The 20,562-nt window shown below is 52.0% G+C and carries 18 protein-coding genes; 8 read left to right on the top strand and 10 right to left on the bottom strand.

Translation table 11 applies throughout. The features are described from left to right. The first annotated feature begins 158 nt into the window (after nucleotides 1-158). The 4 genes from AC3ITF_RS16595 (at nucleotide 159) to AC3ITF_RS16580 (ending at nucleotide 4,137) form a co-directional block, all read left to right on the top strand. Nucleotides 159-1,292, top strand: a complete 1,134-nt coding sequence (locus AC3ITF_RS16595) for a porin (protein ID WP_135912438.1) — start codon at nucleotides 159-161, stop codon at nucleotides 1,290-1,292. A 283-nt stretch (nucleotides 1,293-1,575) separates the two neighbouring features. After that, the gene (locus tag AC3ITF_RS16590; RefSeq protein ID WP_096758006.1) at nucleotides 1,576-2,406 is read left to right on the top strand and encodes a MetQ/NlpA family ABC transporter substrate-binding protein; all 831 of its coding nucleotides are present in this window, start codon (nucleotides 1,576-1,578) and stop codon (nucleotides 2,404-2,406) included. A gap of 62 nt (nucleotides 2,407-2,468) precedes the next feature. Continuing rightward, nucleotides 2,469-3,485 carry a virulence-associated ABC transporter ATP-binding protein SfbB gene (gene sfbB / locus AC3ITF_RS16585; RefSeq protein ID WP_135912437.1) on the top strand — a complete coding sequence of 339 codons (1,017 nt, stop codon included), beginning with the start codon at nucleotides 2,469-2,471 and terminating at the stop codon, nucleotides 3,483-3,485. Beyond that, complete coding sequence (locus AC3ITF_RS16580; RefSeq protein WP_005125237.1) at nucleotides 3,478-4,137, top strand: methionine ABC transporter permease; 660 nt, start codon at nucleotides 3,478-3,480, stop codon at nucleotides 4,135-4,137. Before sfbB ends, AC3ITF_RS16580 begins: the two co-directional genes overlap by 8 nt. Here AC3ITF_RS16580 and mnmH read toward each other — a convergent pair. From mnmH to AC3ITF_RS16555, 5 genes are all read right to left on the bottom strand, one after another. Next, nucleotides 4,134-5,219, bottom strand: a complete 1,086-nt coding sequence (gene mnmH / locus AC3ITF_RS16575) for a tRNA 2-selenouridine(34) synthase MnmH (RefSeq protein ID WP_153879377.1) — start codon at nucleotides 5,217-5,219, stop codon at nucleotides 4,134-4,136. The genes AC3ITF_RS16580 and mnmH overlap by 4 nt on opposite strands. A gap of 96 nt (nucleotides 5,220-5,315) precedes the next feature. Further along, complete coding sequence (purK, locus tag AC3ITF_RS16570; protein ID WP_096758003.1) at nucleotides 5,316-6,383, bottom strand: 5-(carboxyamino)imidazole ribonucleotide synthase; 1,068 nt, start codon at nucleotides 6,381-6,383, stop codon at nucleotides 5,316-5,318. Beyond that, nucleotides 6,380-6,889 (bottom strand): 5-(carboxyamino)imidazole ribonucleotide mutase, encoded by a 510-nt coding sequence (gene purE, locus AC3ITF_RS16565; RefSeq protein WP_096758002.1) that lies wholly within the window; start codon nucleotides 6,887-6,889, stop codon nucleotides 6,380-6,382. The genes purK and purE overlap by 4 nt, the downstream gene beginning before the upstream one ends. Before the next feature lie 106 nt (nucleotides 6,890-6,995). Beyond that, nucleotides 6,996-7,487: a hypothetical protein gene (locus AC3ITF_RS16560; RefSeq protein WP_135912434.1), complete on the bottom strand. Its 492-nt coding sequence runs from the start codon at nucleotides 7,485-7,487 to the stop codon at nucleotides 6,996-6,998. Continuing rightward, entirely contained in the window at nucleotides 7,471-8,316 is an 846-nt protein-coding gene (locus AC3ITF_RS16555; protein WP_117342275.1) for a winged helix-turn-helix domain-containing protein, read from the bottom strand. Before AC3ITF_RS16555 ends, AC3ITF_RS16560 begins: the two co-directional genes overlap by 17 nt. A 372-nt stretch (nucleotides 8,317-8,688) precedes the next feature. Here AC3ITF_RS16555 and AC3ITF_RS16550 point away from each other — a divergent pair, with 372 nt between their 5' ends. Both AC3ITF_RS16550 and AC3ITF_RS16545 read left to right on the top strand, forming a co-directional pair. Beyond that, entirely contained in the window at nucleotides 8,689-9,273 is a 585-nt protein-coding gene (locus AC3ITF_RS16550; RefSeq protein WP_181625549.1) for a hypothetical protein, read from the top strand. 314 nt (nucleotides 9,274-9,587) lie between these two features. Next, nucleotides 9,588-14,621, top strand: coding sequence for an Ig-like domain-containing protein (locus tag AC3ITF_RS16545; protein ID WP_489175855.1), 5,034 nt, complete (start codon nucleotides 9,588-9,590; stop codon nucleotides 14,619-14,621). Nucleotides 14,622-14,821: 200 nt separating this feature from the next. Here AC3ITF_RS16545 and lpxH read toward each other — a convergent pair whose 3' ends face one another. Both lpxH and ppiB read right to left on the bottom strand, forming a co-directional pair. Then, entirely contained in the window at nucleotides 14,822-15,544 is a 723-nt protein-coding gene (lpxH, locus tag AC3ITF_RS16540) for a UDP-2,3-diacylglucosamine diphosphatase (RefSeq protein WP_181490485.1), read from the bottom strand. 2 nt (nucleotides 15,545-15,546) lie between these two features. Then, nucleotides 15,547-16,041, bottom strand: coding sequence for a peptidylprolyl isomerase B (gene ppiB, locus AC3ITF_RS16535; protein WP_115259171.1), 495 nt, complete (start codon nucleotides 16,039-16,041; stop codon nucleotides 15,547-15,549). A gap of 172 nt (nucleotides 16,042-16,213) precedes the next feature. On the opposite strand from ppiB, the gene cysS reads away from it, so the two are divergent. Then, nucleotides 16,214-17,599, top strand: a complete 1,386-nt coding sequence (gene cysS, locus AC3ITF_RS16530; protein WP_115259170.1) for a cysteine--tRNA ligase — start codon at nucleotides 16,214-16,216, stop codon at nucleotides 17,597-17,599. Nucleotides 17,600-17,690: 91 nt separating this feature from the next. On the opposite strand, the gene AC3ITF_RS16525 is transcribed toward cysS, so the two are convergent. The 3 genes from AC3ITF_RS16525 to folD form a co-directional block, all read right to left on the bottom strand. Further along, nucleotides 17,691-18,215, bottom strand: coding sequence for a metal-dependent hydrolase (locus tag AC3ITF_RS16525; protein WP_096757998.1), 525 nt, complete (start codon nucleotides 18,213-18,215; stop codon nucleotides 17,691-17,693). A gap of 124 nt (nucleotides 18,216-18,339) precedes the next feature. Continuing rightward, entirely contained in the window at nucleotides 18,340-18,552 is a 213-nt protein-coding gene (gene ybcJ / locus AC3ITF_RS16520) for a ribosome-associated protein YbcJ (protein ID WP_096757997.1), read from the bottom strand. A 1-nt stretch (nucleotide 18,553) separates the two neighbouring features. After that, nucleotides 18,554-19,420, bottom strand: a complete 867-nt coding sequence (folD, locus tag AC3ITF_RS16515) for a bifunctional methylenetetrahydrofolate dehydrogenase/methenyltetrahydrofolate cyclohydrolase FolD (protein ID WP_096757996.1) — start codon at nucleotides 19,418-19,420, stop codon at nucleotides 18,554-18,556. 574 nt (nucleotides 19,421-19,994) lie between these two features. Here folD and fimA point away from each other — a divergent pair. After that, nucleotides 19,995-20,549 carry a type 1 fimbrial major subunit FimA gene (fimA, locus tag AC3ITF_RS16510; RefSeq protein WP_115259167.1) on the top strand — a complete coding sequence of 185 codons (555 nt, stop codon included), beginning with the start codon at nucleotides 19,995-19,997 and terminating at the stop codon, nucleotides 20,547-20,549. Nucleotides 20,550-20,562: the final 13 nt, after the last annotated feature.

Genomic DNA, 20,562 nt, shown 5'->3' with positions numbered 1-20,562 from the left:
ACACCGGGGCGTATTTTTCGGTTATCCCGCACAAATTGATAACTCCTTGATATTTAACCGCACGGAACAATAAAAACCCGCCAACACGCGAGTATTAATAAACGTTAATATTTGCGTGCTGAATAATTGGCAGGCTATCTATCAAGGTAAAACAATCCATGACTATAAAAAAAACAGCGCTGGCGGTATCGATCGGCGCAGTAGTGGCATTAACGACGTTCGCCGCCCAGGCGGAAATCACCGTCCTGAAACAAGATCCGCAGGCGGGTAATCCGCTGAGCCGTCTTAACTTCACCGTCGGTGGCAGTATCCGTCCCCAGTTCCAGAACATGGCGGGCGACGATGGCAAGAATGGCTACAAGCGTAACGGTTTCGATGGCGGTACCCGTTTCCGCTTCGCCGCAGACTACTATCTGTTTGATGACATCAGTTGGGTAAGCTACTACGAGCTGGGTGTTAACTTCCCGGCGATGTTCGACTGGGATAATCACCATGCCGACGGCGCCAACGACACCACGCGTCGTATGCTGTACACCGGGCTGAAGAGTGCGACCTGGGGTACGCTGACCTTTGGTCAACAGAACAGCATTTACTATGATGTGGTCGGTGCGAAAACAGATATCTGGGACTACGACATGATCGGTCAGGCACCAGGTAACGGGATTAATGGCGACTACGATGGTTCATATCGTACGCGTAAATCACTGAAGTATAAGAAAACCGTGGGCGATGTAGATCTCTATGCCTCTTATCTTTTCAGCGATGACTACAACCCGAACAACGGTCTGCGCTACAAACGTAAAGGCGGCGGCTCGCTGGGTGCCGATTACCACATTACCGATGACTTAACCTGGGGTACGGCGTGGAACTACACCCGTGCGGAAATGCGCGGCAATGGCAGCAAAACGTACGATCAGAACATCGTGGGTACTGCGCTGAGCTGGAAACCGGACAACTGGACCTTCTCCCTGGGTGGCGGCTGGTATCAAAACTTCATGACCACCAAGAAAGTGTCGGTTAACGACTATTTTGCCGGTGACGCGTGGGGTCTGGAATACTTTGCCGGTTACACTTTCCCGGTTGGCCAGTATGCACTGAAATCCGTTCAGCCTTACTTTATGGGCGATCGTATTGAATACGTGAATGGCCGTAACTACCTGCGTACCGACAACGGCGTGGGGATCAGCTTCCAGCTGGACTACGGCTTCCGTGTAGATTACGAACACGTCTTTACCTCCAGCACCGACAACCTGGGCGACATGAACCTGGTGCGTCTGCGTTACGATTTCTAATCGAACACCTGCCAAACGGAATGCCTGACGCGCGTGTGCTATCGGGCCTACGAGAGCAGCGTAATCGAGTTATTTGTAGGCCGGATAAGGTGCTTGTGCCGCCATCCGGCTTTTTTCATGCCTTCCCCTTCAATTACACACTCTGCAACATCATGAAATAATTTCAAGGACAGCAGGTTGTGATCTGTGTCATGTTAACAATCAGCCTGTTAGGCAGGTCAACAACAACAACGCCGCATGAACGGCGTGAGACACCACATCACAACGTTAAAATGGAGAGATTATGGGATTGCGCCACAATTTACGCATCGCGACCGGAGCATTATTACTGGCCTGCGGCTTACAGTTTGCTCACGCCAATAGCGATCCACAGACTATCGTTTTCGGCGTCGCGCCGGGTCCTTATGGTGACATGGTAAAACAGGCTATTGCCCCGACGCTGAAAGAAAAGGGCTACAAGGTGGTGGTGCGCGAATTCAGCGACTACGTCCAGCCCAATATGGCGCTTTCCAACGGTAGCATTGACGCCAACCTGTTCCAGCACTCGCTGTACTTTGACAAATTCACTGCCGACAAAGGCCTGAAGCTGAGCAAATTGATTGTGGTCCCGACGGCCGGAATGGGGTTCTACTCACATAAAATCAAAAGCCTGGATGAGCTGAAGAAAGGGGACGTGATTACGCTTTCCAACGACCCTACCAACCTGGCTCGCGGGCTGCGCTTCCTGCAATCCATCGATTTGATCACCATTAAAGATAATATCGATCCCACTAAAGCTTCCGAGCGTGATATCGCCAGCAACCCGAAAGGGCTGATTTTCAAACCGCTGGAAGCTGCGCAGTTGCCGCGTACGCTCGACGGCGTGACCGGCGCGCTGGTCAACGGTAACTTCGCCGTTGCCGCAAAACTGGATCTCGCGAGTGCGTTGAAGCAAGAGCACCTGGATGAAAACCTGAAAAATATCATCGCGGTACGCAGTGAAGATGCGGATAAACCGTTCGCCAAAGACATTGTTGAGGCGGTGAAATCACCGGCTTATCGCGCGGTGATTGACGACCCGAAAAATATTTACAGCGCCTTCCAGAAACCGGAATGGATGTCGGCAGCCCAGTAATCGCTGCGCCAATGGGTTAACAGGGCAGCGATGACTGCCCTTTTCGCATTTCTGAGGTGGCTATGATTGAGATAGAGAAGGTTTGCGTGGACTTCGCCGCAGGCCGTGGGCCGTCAACCCGCGCGGTGGATGACGTCAGCCTGCGGATCGGCGCAGGCGAGATATTCGGTATTGTTGGGACCAGCGGCGCGGGAAAAAGTACCCTGCTGCGTACCCTGAACGCCTTAACGCGCCCGAGCGAGGGAAGCGTAAAAGTGAATGGCGTGGAAATCTCCGCGCTTGAGGGACGTCATTTACGCAAGGCGCGTCAGCGTATCGGCATGATCTTCCAGCACTTTAACCTGATGCATACCCGCACCGTGGCGCAAAATGTGGCCTTCAGCCTGAAGGCTGCAGGCTGGGAGGGCAGTAAAATTGCCCCACGCGTGACGGAGATCCTGGCCCTGGTGGGACTGTCTGATAAGGCCAACCGTTATCCGGTGCAGCTCAGCGGCGGGCAAAAGCAGCGTGTGGGTATTGCCCGTGCGATTGCCAACCACCCGGATGTGCTGCTCTGCGATGAACCGACTTCGGCGCTGGATCTGGAAACCTCCGCTACCATTCTGGCACTGCTCAAGCAGATCAACGCCCAACTGGGGATCACGATCGTCCTGATCACCCACGAGATGAACGTGATCAAATCTATCTGCGATCGCGTGGCGGTGATGTCCGGTGGCAAGGTAGTGGAATCCGGCGAGGTGTTTGATGTTTTTGCCCATCCGCAGCACGCGTTTACCCAACAGCTGGTATCACACACGCTCAACCTGACGCTACCGGATCGCCTGCGGCAACATTTGCCGGGGCAGCTGTTAAAAATTCTGTTTATTGGCGATTCGGCAGAACAGCCGGTGCTGTCCGAGGTGGCGGTGAAATTTGGCGTGGCGGTGAATATCCTGCACGGCAAAATTGAATATATTGGCGAGCGGGCGCTGGGGATATTGGTGGTGCAACTGACCGCGCCGCATAATCCTGCGGCGGTCGATGTCGCCGTGGAGCACATTCGTCAACGTACCGCACAGGTGGAGGTGATTCGTGGATGATTTATTGCCGGATTTGACGCTGGCGTTCAATGAAACCTTCCAGATGCTGAGCATCTCAACGGTGCTGGCAATTGTTGGCGGCCTGCCGCTGGGTTTTTTAATCTTCGTAACCGACCGTCATTTATTCTGGCAGAACCGTTTTGTGTATCTGCTCAGCTCCGTGCTGGTGAATATCATCCGTTCGGTGCCGTTTGTGATCCTGCTGGTGCTGCTGCTGCCGTTAACTCAGTTTTTGCTCGGCAATACCATCGGGCCGATTGCGGCGTCGGTACCGCTGTCGGTAGCGGCGATTGCATTTTATGCCCGACTGGTGGACAGCGCCCTGCGCGAGGTCGATAAAGGCATTATTGAAGCGGCGGAGGCCTTTGGCGCCAGCCCGATGCGCATCATTTGTACGGTGCTGTTACCGGAAGCCAGTGCCGGCCTGCTGCGTGGGTTGACGATAACGCTGGTCAGCCTGATCGGCTATTCCGCGATGGCCGGGATTGTTGGTGGCGGCGGCGTTGGTGACCTGGCGATTCGCTTCGGTTATTACCGCTACGAAACCCAGGTCATGATCGTCACCGTGGTGGCGCTGATTATTCTGGTACAGGTTGTTCAGGTGCTGGGCGACTGGCTGGCGAAACGCGCGGATAAGCGCGACCGGCATTAATGCGTCTGAACCCAGTCATTCACCTCCTGCCATGTGCCGCGAAAGACGATTTTCGCGGCTTTCTTCTCTAACTGGTAACGATACATCGGATCGTAATATTCGTTGAGTAACGGCACCAGCCAGCCCATGTGACCGTCGGTGCTGCCGCTGGCCTGTTGCTCGTTCAACGCGACGTCGAGCAGTTCGGTCAGTTCCGCAAAACGTTGTAACCCTAAACGACGGCGGATGGCGAACAGACCGTGGTGCAGGTATTCGCTGTATTCCTGCCAGCCCTGGGTTTCCCCGTACGCTTGGGTGAAATCGTGGTGCATGCGGACAAAATACTCTTCACGCAGCCGCTCAAGGCGAAGTTCAAAGGGATCGTCAACCACCGCAATCGCGGCCTGAGTCATGCGCTCGCGCAAGCACTCGGGCAAATGATTGGCGCCAATCATGCGGCCTTCATCTTCCAGCACCCAGCGATGCAGGTCCTGACGGCTGTCGGTTTTCAGCATCTCGACCGCCAGCAGGTTTTCAAAACTGGCCTGGCTCAGTTGCGGCTCAACCGTGCGACCAAAAGAAGAGCCGCGATGGTGCGCCAGACCTTCGAGATCCACGCCGTTTGGCTGCAATTGCACCAACTGCGTTTTACCGCTGCCGGTACAGCCGCCAATTAAGACAATTGGTTTTTGCACCAACTCTTCGGTTATTTGTATCGCAGCCTGACGCAGGGCTTTATAACCGCCGCTGACCAGCGGGTAGTCAATGCCGGATTCACGCAGCCATTGCTGCACAATGTGTGAACGCTGACCGCCGCGTGCGCAGCATAAAATTCCCTCAGGGTGTTGGCGACACGCCGCTTGCCAGGCATTCATTCGCTGCTGGCGGATGTCACCGCTCACAAGCTGATGTCCCAGTGCCAGCGCAGCGTCCGGTCCCTGACGTTTGTAACAGGTCCCGACCGCGGCACGTTCGTCATCGTTCATCAGGGGAAGGTTGATTGCACCCGGCATCGCACCTTGTTGAAACTCAACGGGGGCGCGTACATCGATTAAGGGCGTACCGGCGAGCAGAATCGCGCGATAGTCCGTTCCATCGTTCATGTTCAATCCTGAAAATACAAAACAGCAATGGAGGGGATTTTACGCGCCAGAGGAGGGGCCGGGGAAGGACAAATTCCATTCCCCGGCATTAATGGCTTATTTTAGTTTGGACTGTGCCCAGATAATGCCGCTGGCATATTCCGGCGGTAGCAGGGGAATCAGCGCTTCCAGCGTGGCGCTCAGGCGAGCGGTATCGCTATCGGTCAGGTTCAGGTGACCGACCTTACGACCTGCGCGCACCTCTTTGTCATACCAGTGCAGATGCACCAGTGGCAGTTTCAGCCAGTCATAATTCAGGTCGCTGCCAATTAAATTCACCATCACTGACGGACTGTTCACCACCGGCACAGGTAACGGCAGGTCGGTAATGGCGCGCAGGTGAAGTTCAAATTGGCTGATGCTGGCGCCATTCTGTGTCCAGTGTCCGCTGTTGTGTACGCGCGGGGCCAGTTCGTTGATCAGCAAGCCTTCCGGGGTGATAAAACACTCCATCGCCATTACGCCAACATAGCCCAGCTCGTGCATGATGGCAGACAGCATCGCCTCGGCCTGATCCTGCTGTTTGGCATTGGCCTGCGGGAACGCGACGCTGGTGCGCAGAATGCCGTCCTGATGCAGGTTATGGGTCAGCGGATAGAAGACGGTGCTGCCGTCGTGGGCGCGGGCGCCAACCAGCGATACTTCGCCGGAGAAGTTAATACCCTGCTCGACGATACACTCGCCGTAGCAGTCGTCCGGCAGTTGTTCTGTTTCGTGGGCGCGTAAACGCCACTGCCCGCGACCGTCGTAGCCGCCGACGCGGCGTTTGACGATCGCCAGCTCTCCCAGCGTTTCAAATACCGCAGACCATTCGCTTTTGTCTGCCAACAGCTGCCACGGCGCGGTAGCCAGCTTCAGTTTGTCAAACAGCTGCTTTTGCGTCAGACGGTCGGCAATAATCGGGAAAATATCACGGTTGACGAACGCCGGATGGCGCGCCAGTTCGCGGGTTAGTGCGGTTTCCGGCCAGCGTTCAATCTCGGCGGTAATCACGCTTTGCTGAAAGGGAACGGCAGCGGGTTCGGCATCCAGCCCGACGGGCCAGACCGCAATCCCCAGCGGCTCACCGGCCTGGCGCAACATGCGTCCTAGCTGACCGTTGCCGAGTACGCAAACCTGCTTCATGCCGCACCTCGCGGGTCCGGGTTCTCCAGTACTTCGTCGGTCTGTGCTTTACGCCAGTCATGCAGACGCTGATGCAGTTCTTTATCGTGTGTCGCCAGAATTTGTGCCGCCAGCAGGGCCGCATTCGCCGCGCCCGCTTTACCAATCGCCAGCGTGCCCACCGGAATACCGCGCGGCATCTGCACGATGGAGTACAGGCTGTCTACGCCGCTCAGCGCTGCGCTTTGCACCGGAACACCTAATACCGGTACCAGCGTTTTGGCGGCAATCATACCGGGCAGATGTGCTGCACCGCCTGCGCCTGCAATAATCACCTGATAGCCGTTCTCTTCAGCACTTTCGGCGAAGCTAAACAGTCTGTCGGGGGTGCGGTGGGCAGAGACCACTTCAACGTGGTGCGGGACATTCAGGATTTCGAAGATTTCGGCGGCGAACTGCATGGTAGCCCAGTCGCTTTTGGACCCCATCACGATGGCGACACGCGCCGGATTATTGCGGGAAGACATGCGTCTGAAAACTCCTGTGGTGCACAACACTCGACTTTTGAGGCCACAGAGAATAGCATGTTTTAACGTCAAGGAAAACGATTGCGCAGGAGGAGGGAACGCGTAGTTATCCCTCTTTATTTACACATAACGCAAAGGGTGACTGCAGGTTTCCGATTAACCACGCATTACCTGACGGACTCAGGTGCATTTGTCTACTTGTTCCTTTCTGAGCATAAAAGAAGCTATTTCTAAATAACTCATCGTTTGCGGTATCGCGCGCGTTCTTCATATATTCCACATTATAGATTGAAATCTCGTTTGGGGAGGTTATTTCATAATCAAACACGGCCATTCGCGAGATGGTTTGTACATTGCTACCCGTTTTGATATTTCCTGATAATATTACTTTACCATTGTGATCCTTACCCAGACGAAAGTTCATTTCAATAGTAGAGATAAAGATGGGATCTAGATGATCGTAATGTATAATTGTTGCACAGTTAATATCTAAACCGGGAGTCTGGTACCGATTGAATATAAATCTGTAAAATGAGAATGCTAATAGCAATAACAGCATAAAGGGGAACAGCCATTTTTGTTTATATATTACTTTCATGACCGCTCCAGTAATAGTTCAGGCAAGATATATAGTTTCTATCTTTAGAGGTGCAGCGACTAATAAATACACGCCCTTCTTTACCATACAAATAAGATTCAGAAGCATGGTAAGTAAAAGAAGCACCGGTAAGACATGATATATTTTCTCGTCTAACGAGTTCCAGAAACAATCTTTTTTTCTTCTCTGTAAGTGAAATTGAATTTTTCTGAATGGTGTAGACTGGACACGTTTCATAGTTAAATAAAAAATATCTCGGGGTATCTTTTATGTCTGCGGTTCGGTTCTCGGGATACCAGTATTTCTCTGTTAACATGATAATGCTCATTATTACAATAATTAACGATAATATTGTGTATCTGAATCGCTGATAGGGTGTTTGTTTTTTTTCTACCAGATCGCTACGGCTTTCTTCTGCTTGTTTGCTTATCTGTAGGGTGTTTTCCTGTTGCAATACCGTTTCAGACTGAGAGAGGCTTTCAGGAATATCATTATCGATAATCTGGACGTCAATATTACGGCTGAACATAAAACCAACCCGGGGTACGGTCGTAATACATTCGGCAGAAATACCTAAACGGGAAAAACATTTTCTGAGTTCGGATATGTATTTATTCAGTGTATGATTTGATGAACGCAGACCATGGGCATCCCAAACATCATCAAGCAGTTCATTACGGGTCAGGACTTGTCCATGGCGATTAAGAAGACATGCCAGGAGTCGGTTCATGGTGAGGGTCAAAATGACAGTTGATTCCTCATCGCCCAACGGCCATATTGAGCCATCCTCAGTACGATATTTTATCCGTTTATCAATCAAATAAACCATTCCTGCCTCTCCGTGCCTCATGGTGACATAATGGCTTAAACCACCTGCATTCCTCGTGCTGTTTTCTTATCAGCATTGATGTTGGCATGATAGCACATTTAGATAACCCTCACATTTTCGTAGTTAAATTGTTTGTACTTTAACTGTATTTAAGTTTATGTGTCTGTAAATGCTTAAATTTTCGATACAAGTATCTTATTGCGGCATTGAGTTGTTAGGATTAGTCGTATAAGTAAATGAGTAAGGACTGAACGGTTTTAGCTGAGGGCGTGTCTCTAACGTTCACACTTCTCGCCACGCCTGAGTTAGTGCGTATAAGGAGCAACACAATGACAATCACCAGACCACTCGGGAGAACAACTCAGGTTTTTGATGGTCTCTTTAAGTCTTTCAGACAAAGGTTTTTATCTGCTTTCATTGTTAATGAGTTGTATTGTTGTTATGAGGTATAAAATTCTGTCGAAAAACACATATATAAAATTAGCATTTAGATATGTGCTTAAAAAGTGTGATTTTAACTACAAAATATGCATTGTTGATATCGACTCGTTTTATTCGTTTGGTGAGTTATTGGATGTTATTGAGTATATGGATATTGAACAGAATGTCTTTCTGATGAAAGGTATTAGCGTTCATTCTAAGGTTCTGGCACCTATTACAGCTTTTGATCGAGATGATGGTTTGAGTGAAATATTGTGTTGTATCAAGAGTGGCCGCTCGATGACCTGGACAGATATTGAAGATTATATAGCCAGGGTGCAGGAACTTTCCATGATGACTGAAAAAGAGAAGAAGATTGCTATTGCAGTTGCGCAGCATTCGAATATATCTGCAGTGGCAACATTTCTTAATGCGAATAACAAGACGGTTTATTCGCGAGTGGGAGTGATCGCCCGTAAACTCAATCTACAACATGTTACTGAAGTCAGGCAATTTATCGGAATTGAAATAGCTTAATTTATAATGTGTAAATAATGGTTGACGGTATCGCGGCCATGCTGGCCAACTTTTATATAAATTACGTAATTATATCCTTTCTGTCAAGGAGGGGATGGTGCATTCTTTTTATACAGGTATTTTAATGTATGCGAAATTTTTTTCGACGTTTTGTTTGGATTAATATAATAACCCAGTTCTTATTCCCCGTGACGGTTGCGTTCACGCCAGCGATTGCTGGTACGGGAAGCGAACGGCGATTTCTTAATACACCATCGGCAAATTCTACAGTAGATATTCCAACCCAGGTGTATATTCTCCAGCCTGGCGAAAGTGTGGATTCCGTTGCGGCGAAATTCAACATGAGTACGGATGCGCTGAAAAGACTCAATCAATTACGTACCTTTTCGCGCGGTTTTAATGCATTGCAGGCGGGTGATGAACTGGATGTGCCGTTAACCCCGTTTCCTGAGATAGCCTGGGGTGAAAACGACCCGCTCCCTTCAGTTGACAATGAACGCGAGAAAAATATTGCCGGAATTGCGTCCCGCGCCGGGAGCTTTTTGGCTAACAACCCTGATACGGATGCGGCCGTTACCCTGGGCAACAGCATGGCAACCACCGCGGCCAGTAGTGAGGTGCAGGAGCTCCTGAACCGCTTCGGAACCGCCCGCGTGCAGCTGGAGACTGACAAAAAACTGTCGCTGAAAAATTCTCAGCTTGACCTGCTGGTTCCACTTTACGATCGGGGGGATAGGGTGGTGTTTACCCAGGGAAGTCTCCATCGTACGGATGACCGCAACCAGTCGAATCTGGGGGTGGGGATTCGTCACTTCATCTCTGATTATATGCTGGGCGTTAATACGTTTGGCGACTATGACCTCTCCCGCGAACATGCCCGCGCCGGTATTGGTGCGGAATATTGGCGTGACTTTGTTAAATTAAGTGCGAATGGTTATTTCAGACTCACCGGCTGGAAGGATTCCCCGGATGTCAGAGATTATGATGAACGCCCGGCGAATGGCTGGGATGTTCGGACACAAGGCTGGTTACCGTTTGCCCCGCAACTGGGGGGGAAGCTGACCTGGGAGCAGTACTATGGCAAAGACGTTGCACTATTTGGAAAGAATAATCGCCAACGTAACCCGTTTGCGGTCACGGCCGGCCTTGAATACACGCCGATCCCGTTACTGAGTTTAAACGCTGAGCAGCGTCAGGGGCAGTCGGGCAAAAATGATACCCGTATGGGGATCGGTTTTAATTATCAACTGGGTATGCCGTGGAATCAGCAGATCGATCCGTCATCAGTGGCGGCAATGCGTAGTCTGGCTGGCAGCCGATACGATCTGGTTGATCGTAACAACAATATTGTTCTTGAGTATCGTCAGCAGGAAGTGCTGCGTATCAGTTTGCCGGATGTTACAGAGGCGCGCTCTTCAGAGCTGATCCGTATTCCTGTTACCTTGCACAAGGATAAATATGGGCTGAAAGAGACGCAATGGACGTCATCGCCAGGATTCGTAGAGCAGGGAGGGACCCTGCAGAAACGTTCAGAAAGAGAAATTGACGTTCGTATCCCTGCTTATACCCAAGGGACACGTAGTGGGGCTGCGCAGGAATACACGCTGACTGCGGTAAGCTTTGATAATAAAGGTAATCGTTCGAATACAGCCAGCACAATTATCCGTGTTAGCCCCTCTCACCACGAGATGGGGGAACTTGTCGTCACGCCGAAGATCCCCGTTATCGCAGATAACAGCCAGTTTGTTTCACTGACGGCCGCCGTAAACGATGAGTCTGGTTTAGGCGTGCCTGGGCAACAGCTGACTTTCAGCGTATCGGGCCTGACGGATGAGAATAACAACCCCTCGGCCACGCTTTATACCGATACGCAATCGAACAGCAAAGTGCTCTCTGTTACCACGGATGCGGATGGAAAGGGAACGGTCATGCTGCGCAGTAAGGTAGCAAAAAAGGGTTCTGTGACGGTCACAACGGATGACGGGAGTACCAGGGAAGCACAGGTATTATTTGCCGCTGATGCTAATACTGCAATGATCAGTGGTCTGAACGTGACCAAAAATCATGCTCATGCGGATGGTTTAAGTTCGAACGAAATTGAAGCTGTTGTTCTGGATGCGCAGGGTAATCCGCTGGCGAATTTTACCGTTGAAGCGGATGCAGATAATGATGGTGTGGTCGATACATCATTGTTAACCGATGCAAAGGGTAAAACGACGCTGAAGATCACCAATGAGCGTGCCGGAGAAACGAATGTTGCCGTTCGCTCAGGATCGGCAACGCGAGCTGCGTTGTCGACTACGGTGCACTTTGTCGTAGACAAATCAGCCGCGCATATTGCTGAAGGTGATCTGAGGGTTACGGCGGGTGCCAAAGCCAACGGAATGGACAGCAATGCGGTAACGATAAAGGTGACGGATACCCGGGGAAATATTGCCGGGGGGGTGATCGTGGATATTAGCGCCGTTGGCGAAACGGCGGAAGCGACGGTTACGGCAGACACGTTTGCAAGTAATGATGAGGGTCTGGTGAATGCGATTATCAGAACTCAGACTGCCGGAGAGTATAAGGTCAACGCATCTATACGTGAATCCGGAAGTTCAACCGACACGACAACGCACTTTATCGCCGACCAGGACTCCGCCAATATCACCGACAGCAATCTGACTGTCGCTTCCGGAGCGAAGGCGGACGGGCAGGCAGGCAACACCGTAGTGGCGCTGGTGACGGATGCGCAGGGCAATCCGGTGGCAAAGGCCGACGTGACGTTCACGGCCGATAATACAGGGGCCTCGTTTGCGCCTGCGGTGGTGACCACGGGCGATGACGGTAAGGCCAGCACCACGCTGACCAGCACCGTGGCCGGGAAAATTATCGTGACGGCAACGGTAGGCAATAATGCCGCCAGCAAGGAGACAGCATTTATCGCCGACCGGGACACCGCCAACATCACCGACAGCAACCTGACTGTCGCTTCCGGAGCGAAGGCAGACGGTCTGGAGGGCAACGCCGTCGTGGCGCTGGTGACGGATGCGCAGGGCAATCCGGTGGCAAAGGCAGAGGTGACGTTCACGGCCGATAATACAGGAGCCACGTTTGCGTCTGCGGTGGTGACCACGGGCGATGACGGTAAGGCCAGCACCACGCTGACCAGCACCGTGGCCGGGAAAATTATCGTGACGGCAACGGTAGGCAATAATGCCGCCAGCAAGGAGACGGCATTTATCGCCGACCGGGACACCGCCAACATCACCGACAGCAACCTGAGCGTCACCTCCGGAGCGAAGGCGGACGGGCAGGCAGGCAACGCCGTTGTGGCGCTGGTGACGGATGCGCAGGGCAATCCGGTGGCAAAGGCAGAGGTGACGTTCACGGCCGATAATACAGGAGCCACGTTTGCGCCTGCGGTGGTGACCACGGGCGATGACGGCAGGGCCAGCACCACGCTGACCAGCACCGTGGCCGGAAAAATTATCGTGACGGCAACGGTAGGCAATAATGCCGCCAGCAAGGAGACAGTATTTATCGCCGACCGGGACACCGCCAACATCACCGACAGCAACCTGACTGTCGCTTCCGGAGCGAAGGCAGACGGTCTGGAGGGCAACGCCGTCGTGGCGCTGGTGACGGATGCGCAGGGCAATCCGGTGGCAAAGGCAGAGGTGACGTTCACGGCCGATAATACAGGAGCCACGTTTGCGTCTGCGGTGGTGACCACGGGCGATGACGGTAAGGCCAGCACCACGCTGACCAGCACCGTGGCCGGGAAAATTATCGTGACGGCAACGGTAGGCAATAATGCCGCCAGCAAGGAGACGGCATTTATCGCCGACCGGGACACCGCCAACATCACCGACAGCAACCTGAGCGTCACCTCCGGAGCGAAGGCGGACGGGCAGGCAGGCAACGCCGTTGTGGCGCTGGTGACGGATGCGCAGGGCAATCCGGTGGCAAAGGCCGACGTGACGTTCACGGCAGATAACACCGGGGTTATGTTTGCGTCTGCGGTGGTGACCACGGGCGATGACGGTAAGGCCAGCACCACGCTGACCAGCACCGTGGCCGGGAAAATTATCGTGACGGCAACGGTAGGCAATAATGCCGCCAGCAAGGAGACGGCATTTGTTGTTGGAGAGGCGGCGTTCTCGAGGTCAGAAGTGGCTGTGGATAAGGATACCTATACCTCTGGTGATGATGTTGTTGTGACCGTAACACTTAATGATGAGCATGGAAATGCTGTTATTAATCAAGTGGATAAGCTGAGTTCGAGTACCGTTGACGTAAACAATGCAACCATAAAAGAGGGAAGTAGCTGGCAGGACGAAGGGCGTGGGAAATATATCGCGACGTTCACCGCCGTGAAGGTGACGAGTAGTGCTACCGCAAAGCTTCAGCTTAGCGACTGGGACACTGGCGTGACGTCGCTGCCTTATAGCATTGTTGCCGGAGAACCTGTTGCCTCAACGTCAACATTAACCCGCAACGCTAATGGTTATTTGGTGAATCAAGAGATGATATTCACCCTAATTCTACGAGATGGAAATCGAAATGTGGTCAGGATGGACCCTGAGAGCGTTTTAAGTGATGCAACATTCAAAACGCCTGGTTCAGATACCGTAATAAATAAACTGGAGATGAATAGTAATGGTTCTTACTCATTCACGATAACGGCGAGCGTTAAAGGTGAAGATCTACAGGCATCATTTAGACTCAATGGCTGGGCGTCAGATATTGTTACAACAAATTATGATGTTATGCCAGTTTTTCGTAATGTGAGGGGACTCCATAGCAGAGATACAAATATGGGCTTGAATCACCCCAAAGAGGGTTTCTACGGTGCTCAGTTTGTCCTGGACTTACAGGGGGGCGGCGATCGCACGGATTATAACTGGCGTACCAATGCGGATTGGGCAACGGTTGATGGGAGCGGCGTGGTGATGCTAAAAACGACGATAGCAAGCCATCAGGCCAGGGAGGTCACTGTGACGGCCACACCTAAGAATGGGAAAACGTTTGGCATTATTCGCCATACCTTCAAACTTGATAGATGGATTTCGGTTTATGACAATGAGGTATTCTATCCCGATGCCCTGGAAGCATGTGCTTCACTGAACATGAGACTCCCGGCAGATGCGAGAGATGGTTTTAGTGATTTCTGGGGTACTAAGTCTAAATATGAGCAATCTGTAATTCCGTCTCATATTTATACCGATAGCGTACGTTTTTGGATAAAAACGACTAATAATGCAGCCCCCTATCTGTGGGTACGTTATCTTATTAACGGAGTCTATTCCGGGGGGGCAGGAATATCTGCTAAATCACGTTTCCTGTGCATTGAGGATTTCTAAATATACAGGGAACTGACGACGTAACCATCACACCTCCCTACGTTTTGTGGGGAGGTGTAGTCAGTTCTGTTTGGCCAAACGGCTAAAGTCTGACAATTAGCGTCTTCGTGGTAAAACGGTGGCGAGATGAGGATGAGGTACTGAGTTGTTGCGACAGTGAGCGAACATTTTGCTAACCGGAGCCAGATTGTGTGATGTATTTAAAATGCAAACGCGATCAGCTCAACGTCGTCGGGCGTGACCTTAACCATTGAACCCTCGCTGTGCCACGCACCTAATACTACGCGGAACGCAGGTTGTCTATTGGCTGTCAGTTCATGCACCGCCGGGCGATGGGTATGCCCGTGAATTAACCACTGGACCTGGTGTTTTTCCATCTCGGTAACCACGGCCTGCGGATTCACATCCATAATTTCCAGCGATTTGCTGCTGTTGGCGGCTTTGCTGTTGGCGCGCATCTTTGCGGCAATGCGTTGGCGAACAAACAACGGCAGAGCAAGAAACAGTGTTTGTAGCCAGGGCTGATGCACTTTAGCGCGAAATGCCTGATAACCGGCATCATCGGTACACAGCGTGTCGCCATGCATGATCAGCACCTTGCGGCCATACAGGTCGAGCACTTTTTCCTCGGGTAACAAGGTCATGCCGCTCTCGCGGGCAAAACGCTTGCCGAGCAGAAAATCACGGTTGCCGTGAATGAAGAAGCAGGGGACGCCGGAATCAGCCAGCGATTTTATTGCGACGGCGATTTCATGGTGCAGCGGAGTGGGGTCATCGTCGCCTATCCAAGCTTCGAACAGATCGCCAAGAATATACAGCGCATCGGCTGTTCGTGCTTCATCGGCTAAAAAACGCAGAAAACCGGCGGTAATCGCCGGTTCTTCCGTGCAGAGGTGAAGATCTGCAATAAACAGTGTCGCCACGATTACTCGCTGACGGTCACGTTTTCGATAATAACGTCTTCTTTCGGTACGTCCTGGTGCATGCCGCTGCGACCGGTAGAAACGTTTTTGATTTTATCAACCACGTCCATACCTTCAACCACTTCAGCAAATACACAGTAACCCCAGCCCTGCATGCTTTCGCCGGAGAAGTTCAGGAAGTCGTTGTCGGCAACGTTAATGAAGAACTGCGCCGTTGCGGAGTGCGGAGCCTGAGTACGGGCCATCGCCAGCGTACCACGGGTGTTTTTCAGACCGTTGTTGGCTTCGTTTTTGATAGCCTCTTTGGTTTCTTTTTGCTTCATGCCAGGCTCAAAACCGCCGCCCTGAATCATGAAACCATTAATCACACGGTGGAAAATGGTGTTGTTATAGAAACCTTCGCGGCAGTAGTCCAGGAAGTTTTTAACTGTTTCAGGCGCTTTATCATCAAATGTTTTGATTACGATATCGCCGTGATTAGTGTGGAAAGTAACCATTTTTGCATCCTGTTCCGATAGAGTGGTGCTTCGACCCTGGTCAGGGTCAGAGTTAGGGGTGTGTTATAGCATAACCGCAAGATTCGATCACCTTGCAAAGTGTGCTGCTTCGGGGCCAATTTATAGGTATTATAGGGCTTTGTTATCCACACACGTCTACACGGAATCTTCGATGTTAAAAATCTTTAATACACTGACGCGCCAAAAAGAGGAATTCAAACCTATTCATGCCGGGGAAGTCGGCATGTACGTGTGTGGTATCACCGTTTACGATCTCTGTCATATTGGTCACGGACGTACCTTCGTCTCTTTTGACGTGGTTGCGCGCTATCTGCGCTTCCTCGGCTATAAGCTGAAGTACGTGCGTAACATTACCGATATCGACGACAAAATCATTAAACGCGCTAATGAAAATGGCGAAAGCTTTGTGGCGTTGGTCGACAGGATGATCGCGGAAATGCACAACGACTTCGACGCGCTGAATATCCTGCGCCCGGATCTCGAACCGCGTGCGACGCATCATATTGCGGAAATTATTGAAATCACCGAACAGCTGATCGCCAAAGGTCACGCTTACGTGGCTGATAACGGCGACGTGATGTTCGACGTGCCGACCGATCCGCACTACGGTCAGCTGTCGCGCCAGGATCTGGATCAGCTGCAGGCGGGTGCCCGCGTGGATGTGGTGGATGTGAAGCGTAACCCGATGGACTTCGTGCTGTGGAAGATGTCCAAAGAGGGCGAGCCGAGCTGGCCATCTCCTTGGGGCGCAGGCCGTCCGGGCTGGCACATCGAATGTTCTGCGATGAACTGCAAACAGCTGGGCAACCATTTCGATATTCACGGCGGCGGCTCTGACCTGATGTTCCCGCATCATGAAAACGAAATTGCCCAGTCCACCTGTGCGCACGACGGCGAATACGTCAACTACTGGATGCACTCCGGGATGGTGATGGTTGATCGTGAGAAAATGTCCAAATCACTGGGCAACTTCTTTACCGTGCGCGACGTGCTGAAATACTACGACGCCGAAACCATTCGCTACTTCCTGATGTCCGGCCACTATCGTAGCCAACTGAACTACAGCGAAGAGAACCTGAAGCAGGCACGTTCTGCACTGGAGCGTCTGTACACCGCGCTGCGCGGTACTGACAAATCCGTGGCGCCAGCCGGTGGTGATGCCTTTGAAGCGCGTTTCATTGAAGCAATGAACGATGATTTCAATACGCCGGAAGCCTACTCGGTGCTGTTTGATATGGCGCGTGAGGTCAACCGTCTGAAGGGTGAAGATATGGCGGCGGCTAACGCTATGGCCGCGCATCTGCGCAAGTTGTCCGGCGTGCTGGGCCTGCTGGAGCAGGATCCGGAAGCGTTCTTGCAAAGCGGTGCGCAGGCGGATGACGGTGAGGTCGCTGAGATTGAAGCGCTTATCCAACAGCGTTTAGATGCCCGTAAAGCGAAAGACTGGGCGGCGGCCGACGCGGCACGTGACCGTCTGAACGAGATGGGTATTGTGCTGGAAGATGGTCCACAAGGCACCACCTGGCGTCGTAAGTAATTCTCTCAATTGCCGGATGGCGGCTAACGGCTTATCCGGCCTACGATGGAATGATCGGTAGGCCTGATAAGCGTAGCGCCATCAGGCACTATTAGTGACGTCTGTACCACCACAGCACACCCATCATGACGGCTCCCGGCAGCCACACCCACATTAATTCCGAGATAATCACCTGATGCCCATACGGCGTGGCGTAGCGTGACAGCGCGAACGGCGCAACCTTAATCACTTGCCACGGCGCAAAGAAGCGCTCATCTGACCATGGCCACAGCCAGCCAACGCCTTTACCTCCGGTGGTCACCGAATCCAGCAGGCTGTGTGACAGCAACGACACCGTCAAAAATAACCAGCAGCGAACCAGCCCGGCTTTAAACCATCGTCGACCTATCATGATGCACAGTAACGGCACCGCGAAGGCGAACAGTAGCGAGTGGGTAAATCCGCGGTGACCGAATACGTTGCCGTAGGCAATACCGAACTTAAACGACAGGACGTCGGCGTCAGGCAGCATTGCCAGTACAACCCCGGCAAACAACAAGCGTGGGGGAATGACTTTGAGCCCCAGACCCAATCCTAAACAAAGAGGTACAGCTGCGTGGGTAACGATGGTTGGCATGATAGTCGCTTCGTATAAGAAAACGATAGGCTAACAGCCTGGCGTGAAGTGAAGGTGAAGTTAATTATCTGAAAATCAGGGGGAACGGACCGGATGTGGTGTGAACCGCCATCCGGCCCTGGGATCATGCCACGACGTTAATGCTTTGACCTTCAAAGCTCACGGTCTGTCCGGCAACGATTTTGCAGCGTTTACGTGTTTCTACTACTCCATCGACCTTCACTAACCCTTCGCCAATGGCAATTTTTGCCTGGGCGCCGCTTTCGCTCCAGCCTTCCAGCTTTAGCAGATCGCAGAGTTCAACGTGTGGGTGTTTACCCAGTGAAAATGTGGCCATCTTAAACGTCCTTTACATCATGGTATTCAACGCACGCCTGAAGCGTGTTTTCGATAAGTGTGGCGACCGTCATCGGGCCAACGCCACCCGGCACCGGTGTAATATACCCGGCGCGCGCAGCGGCATCTTCAAAGACCACATCGCCAACAACCTTGCCATTCTCCAGACGGTTGATGCCGACATCAATCACAATCGCACCTTCTTTGATCCATTCACCGGGAATAAAACCCGGTTTGCCGACGGCGACAATCAGCAGGTCAGCATGCTCTACGTGGCGACGCAGATCTTTGGTAAAGCGGTGGGTTACCGTGGTGGTACAGCCCGCCAGCAGCAACTCCATGCTCATCGGACGACCGACAATGTTTGAGGCGCCAATCACCACGGCATTCAGGCCGTAGGTATCGATGTTGTAACGCTCAAGCAGTGTCACGATGCCGCGAGGCGTACACGGACGCAGGCGCGGTGCACGCTGGCACAGGCGACCGACGTTATACGGGTGGAAGCCGTCGACGTCTTTATCCGGTGCAATGCGTTCCAGCACCTTAACGTTGTCGATCCCCGCCGGTAACGGCAGCTGGACCAGAATACCGTCGATGGCGGCATCCGCATTGAGCGTATCAATGAGCTCAAGAAGTTCCGCCTCGCTGGTGGTTTCAGGCAGGTCATAGGAGCGGGAGACGAACCCCACTTCGTCGCAGGCTTTGCGTTTACTTGCTACGTAAATTTGCGAAGCCGGGTTGCTACCTACCAGCACAACAGCCAGGCCTGGGGCGCGTAATCCAGCCGCTAAACGCGCCTGAACTTTTTGAGCCACCTCAGAGCGTACCTGCTGCGCAATCGTTTTACCGTCAATAATCTTTGCTGCCATCAGAGAGAGGATTCCGTCTGTTACGTTAAATCGAAGGGGATGTCACTATTTTGTCAGAAGCGCGGCGTGCTGTCAGTTTTCGTTTGCATTTTTAGGTGAGATTAGGAACGTCTCGCTGTGCGAACGGGTGAGGTGTCAATATCGTAAAGACAGGAATAATTACTGAGTACGCTAATTAATTTTAACGTTAGTGAAACAACTCATCACCCTTCTGTTTTCATGGGTAATGCGTCGTAAACCAGTCTGTTACGTACCATTGTGGTGGTGTTTAAGTAATATTTACCCAGACATTTCTTAGATCCCAATAAGAATTAGCCAGGGCCATTACAAGGATTTGCAGGTATTTTTCATTAATTGAAATGTTTAATTTATCCCTGTGACGAATTGTCATATTCGTAAAGATTAATTAGTGAATCTCGCGCTCAGGAGAGTTGGGGTCAAGCATCATTAATTCTCTTTCGATATATATCTTTACAGGATGCAGAGATAATTTGCCTGACATTTTATGTCGATAATGATTCAAACGGAGCCGGCAGGATACCGGAACCGGATGTGTGTAATTCAAGGGAAATCCATGAAACGTAAATTAATAAATACTTCTGTTATTGCCAGCCTGATGTTAGTTGCAGGGGCCGCAGTCGCAGCCGATCCGGTCAGCGTGAGCGGCGGTACTGTTCATTTTGAAGGTGAACTGGTCAATGCAGCTTGTGCGGTAAGCACACAGTCAGCCGATCAGGTGGTGACATTAGGGCAATATCGTACCGCCAGCTTTGCAGCCATCGGCGATACCACGGCACAGATTCCGTTCTCCATCGTGCTGAACGACTGCGATCCTGCGGTTGCCGCGACGGCAGCTGTGGCGTTTTCGGGTCAGGCGGATGCCTCCAACTCAGCTCTGCTGGCGGTATCTTCAGGGAATAACACCACCACCGCTGGCGGTGTAGGCATCGAAATTCTGGACAACGCGTCTACCGCGCTGAAGCCAGATGGTGCCACCTTCTCTACTGCCCAGGCGCTGGTAGAAGGCACCAACACCCTGCGTTTCTCCGCACGTTATAAAGCGACCGCTGCAAGCGCCACGCCAGGCCAGGCAAACGCCGACGCCACCTTCATCATGAAGTACGAATAAGCCGTTCTGATTG

This window comes from Citrobacter sp. KH_055_1 (genome assembly GCF_057838705.1).
The sequence above is the reverse complement of the archived record's forward strand: the minus strand, read 5'-3'. Positions and strand labels throughout refer to the sequence as shown.

Bases quoted from the DNA above. Each gene is read 5' to 3' on its own strand.
- purK (WP_096758003.1), bottom strand. From the start codon at position 6,383: ATGAAGCAGGTTTGCGTACTCGGCAACGGTCAGCTAGGACGCATGTTG.
- mnmH (WP_153879377.1), bottom strand. From the start codon at position 5,219: ATGAACGATGGAACGGACTATCGCGCGATTCTGCTCGCCGGTACGCCC.
- ppiB (WP_115259171.1), bottom strand. From the start codon at position 16,041: ATGGTTACTTTCCACACTAATCACGGCGATATCGTAATCAAAACATTT.
- AC3ITF_RS16590 (WP_096758006.1), top strand. From the start codon at position 1,576: ATGGGATTGCGCCACAATTTACGCATCGCGACCGGAGCATTATTACTG.
- folD (WP_096757996.1), bottom strand. From the start codon at position 19,420: ATGGCAGCAAAGATTATTGACGGTAAAACGATTGCGCAGCAGGTACGC.
- cysS (WP_115259170.1), top strand. From the start codon at position 16,214: ATGTTAAAAATCTTTAATACACTGACGCGCCAAAAAGAGGAATTCAAA.
- AC3ITF_RS16555 (WP_117342275.1), bottom strand. From the start codon at position 8,316: ATGGTTTATTTGATTGATAAACGGATAAAATATCGTACTGAGGATGGC.
- purE (WP_096758002.1), bottom strand. From the start codon at position 6,889: ATGTCTTCCCGCAATAATCCGGCGCGTGTCGCCATCGTGATGGGGTCC.
- AC3ITF_RS16525 (WP_096757998.1), bottom strand. From the start codon at position 18,215: ATGCCAACCATCGTTACCCACGCAGCTGTACCTCTTTGTTTAGGATTG.
- fimA (WP_115259167.1), top strand. From the start codon at position 19,995: ATGAAACGTAAATTAATAAATACTTCTGTTATTGCCAGCCTGATGTTA.
- ybcJ (WP_096757997.1), bottom strand. From the start codon at position 18,552: ATGGCCACATTTTCACTGGGTAAACACCCACACGTTGAACTCTGCGAT.
- AC3ITF_RS16550 (WP_181625549.1), top strand. From the start codon at position 8,689: ATGGTCTCTTTAAGTCTTTCAGACAAAGGTTTTTATCTGCTTTCATTG.
- sfbB (WP_135912437.1), top strand. From the start codon at position 2,469: ATGATTGAGATAGAGAAGGTTTGCGTGGACTTCGCCGCAGGCCGTGGG.
- AC3ITF_RS16595 (WP_135912438.1), top strand. From the start codon at position 159: ATGACTATAAAAAAAACAGCGCTGGCGGTATCGATCGGCGCAGTAGTG.
- AC3ITF_RS16560 (WP_135912434.1), bottom strand. From the start codon at position 7,487: ATGAAAGTAATATATAAACAAAAATGGCTGTTCCCCTTTATGCTGTTA.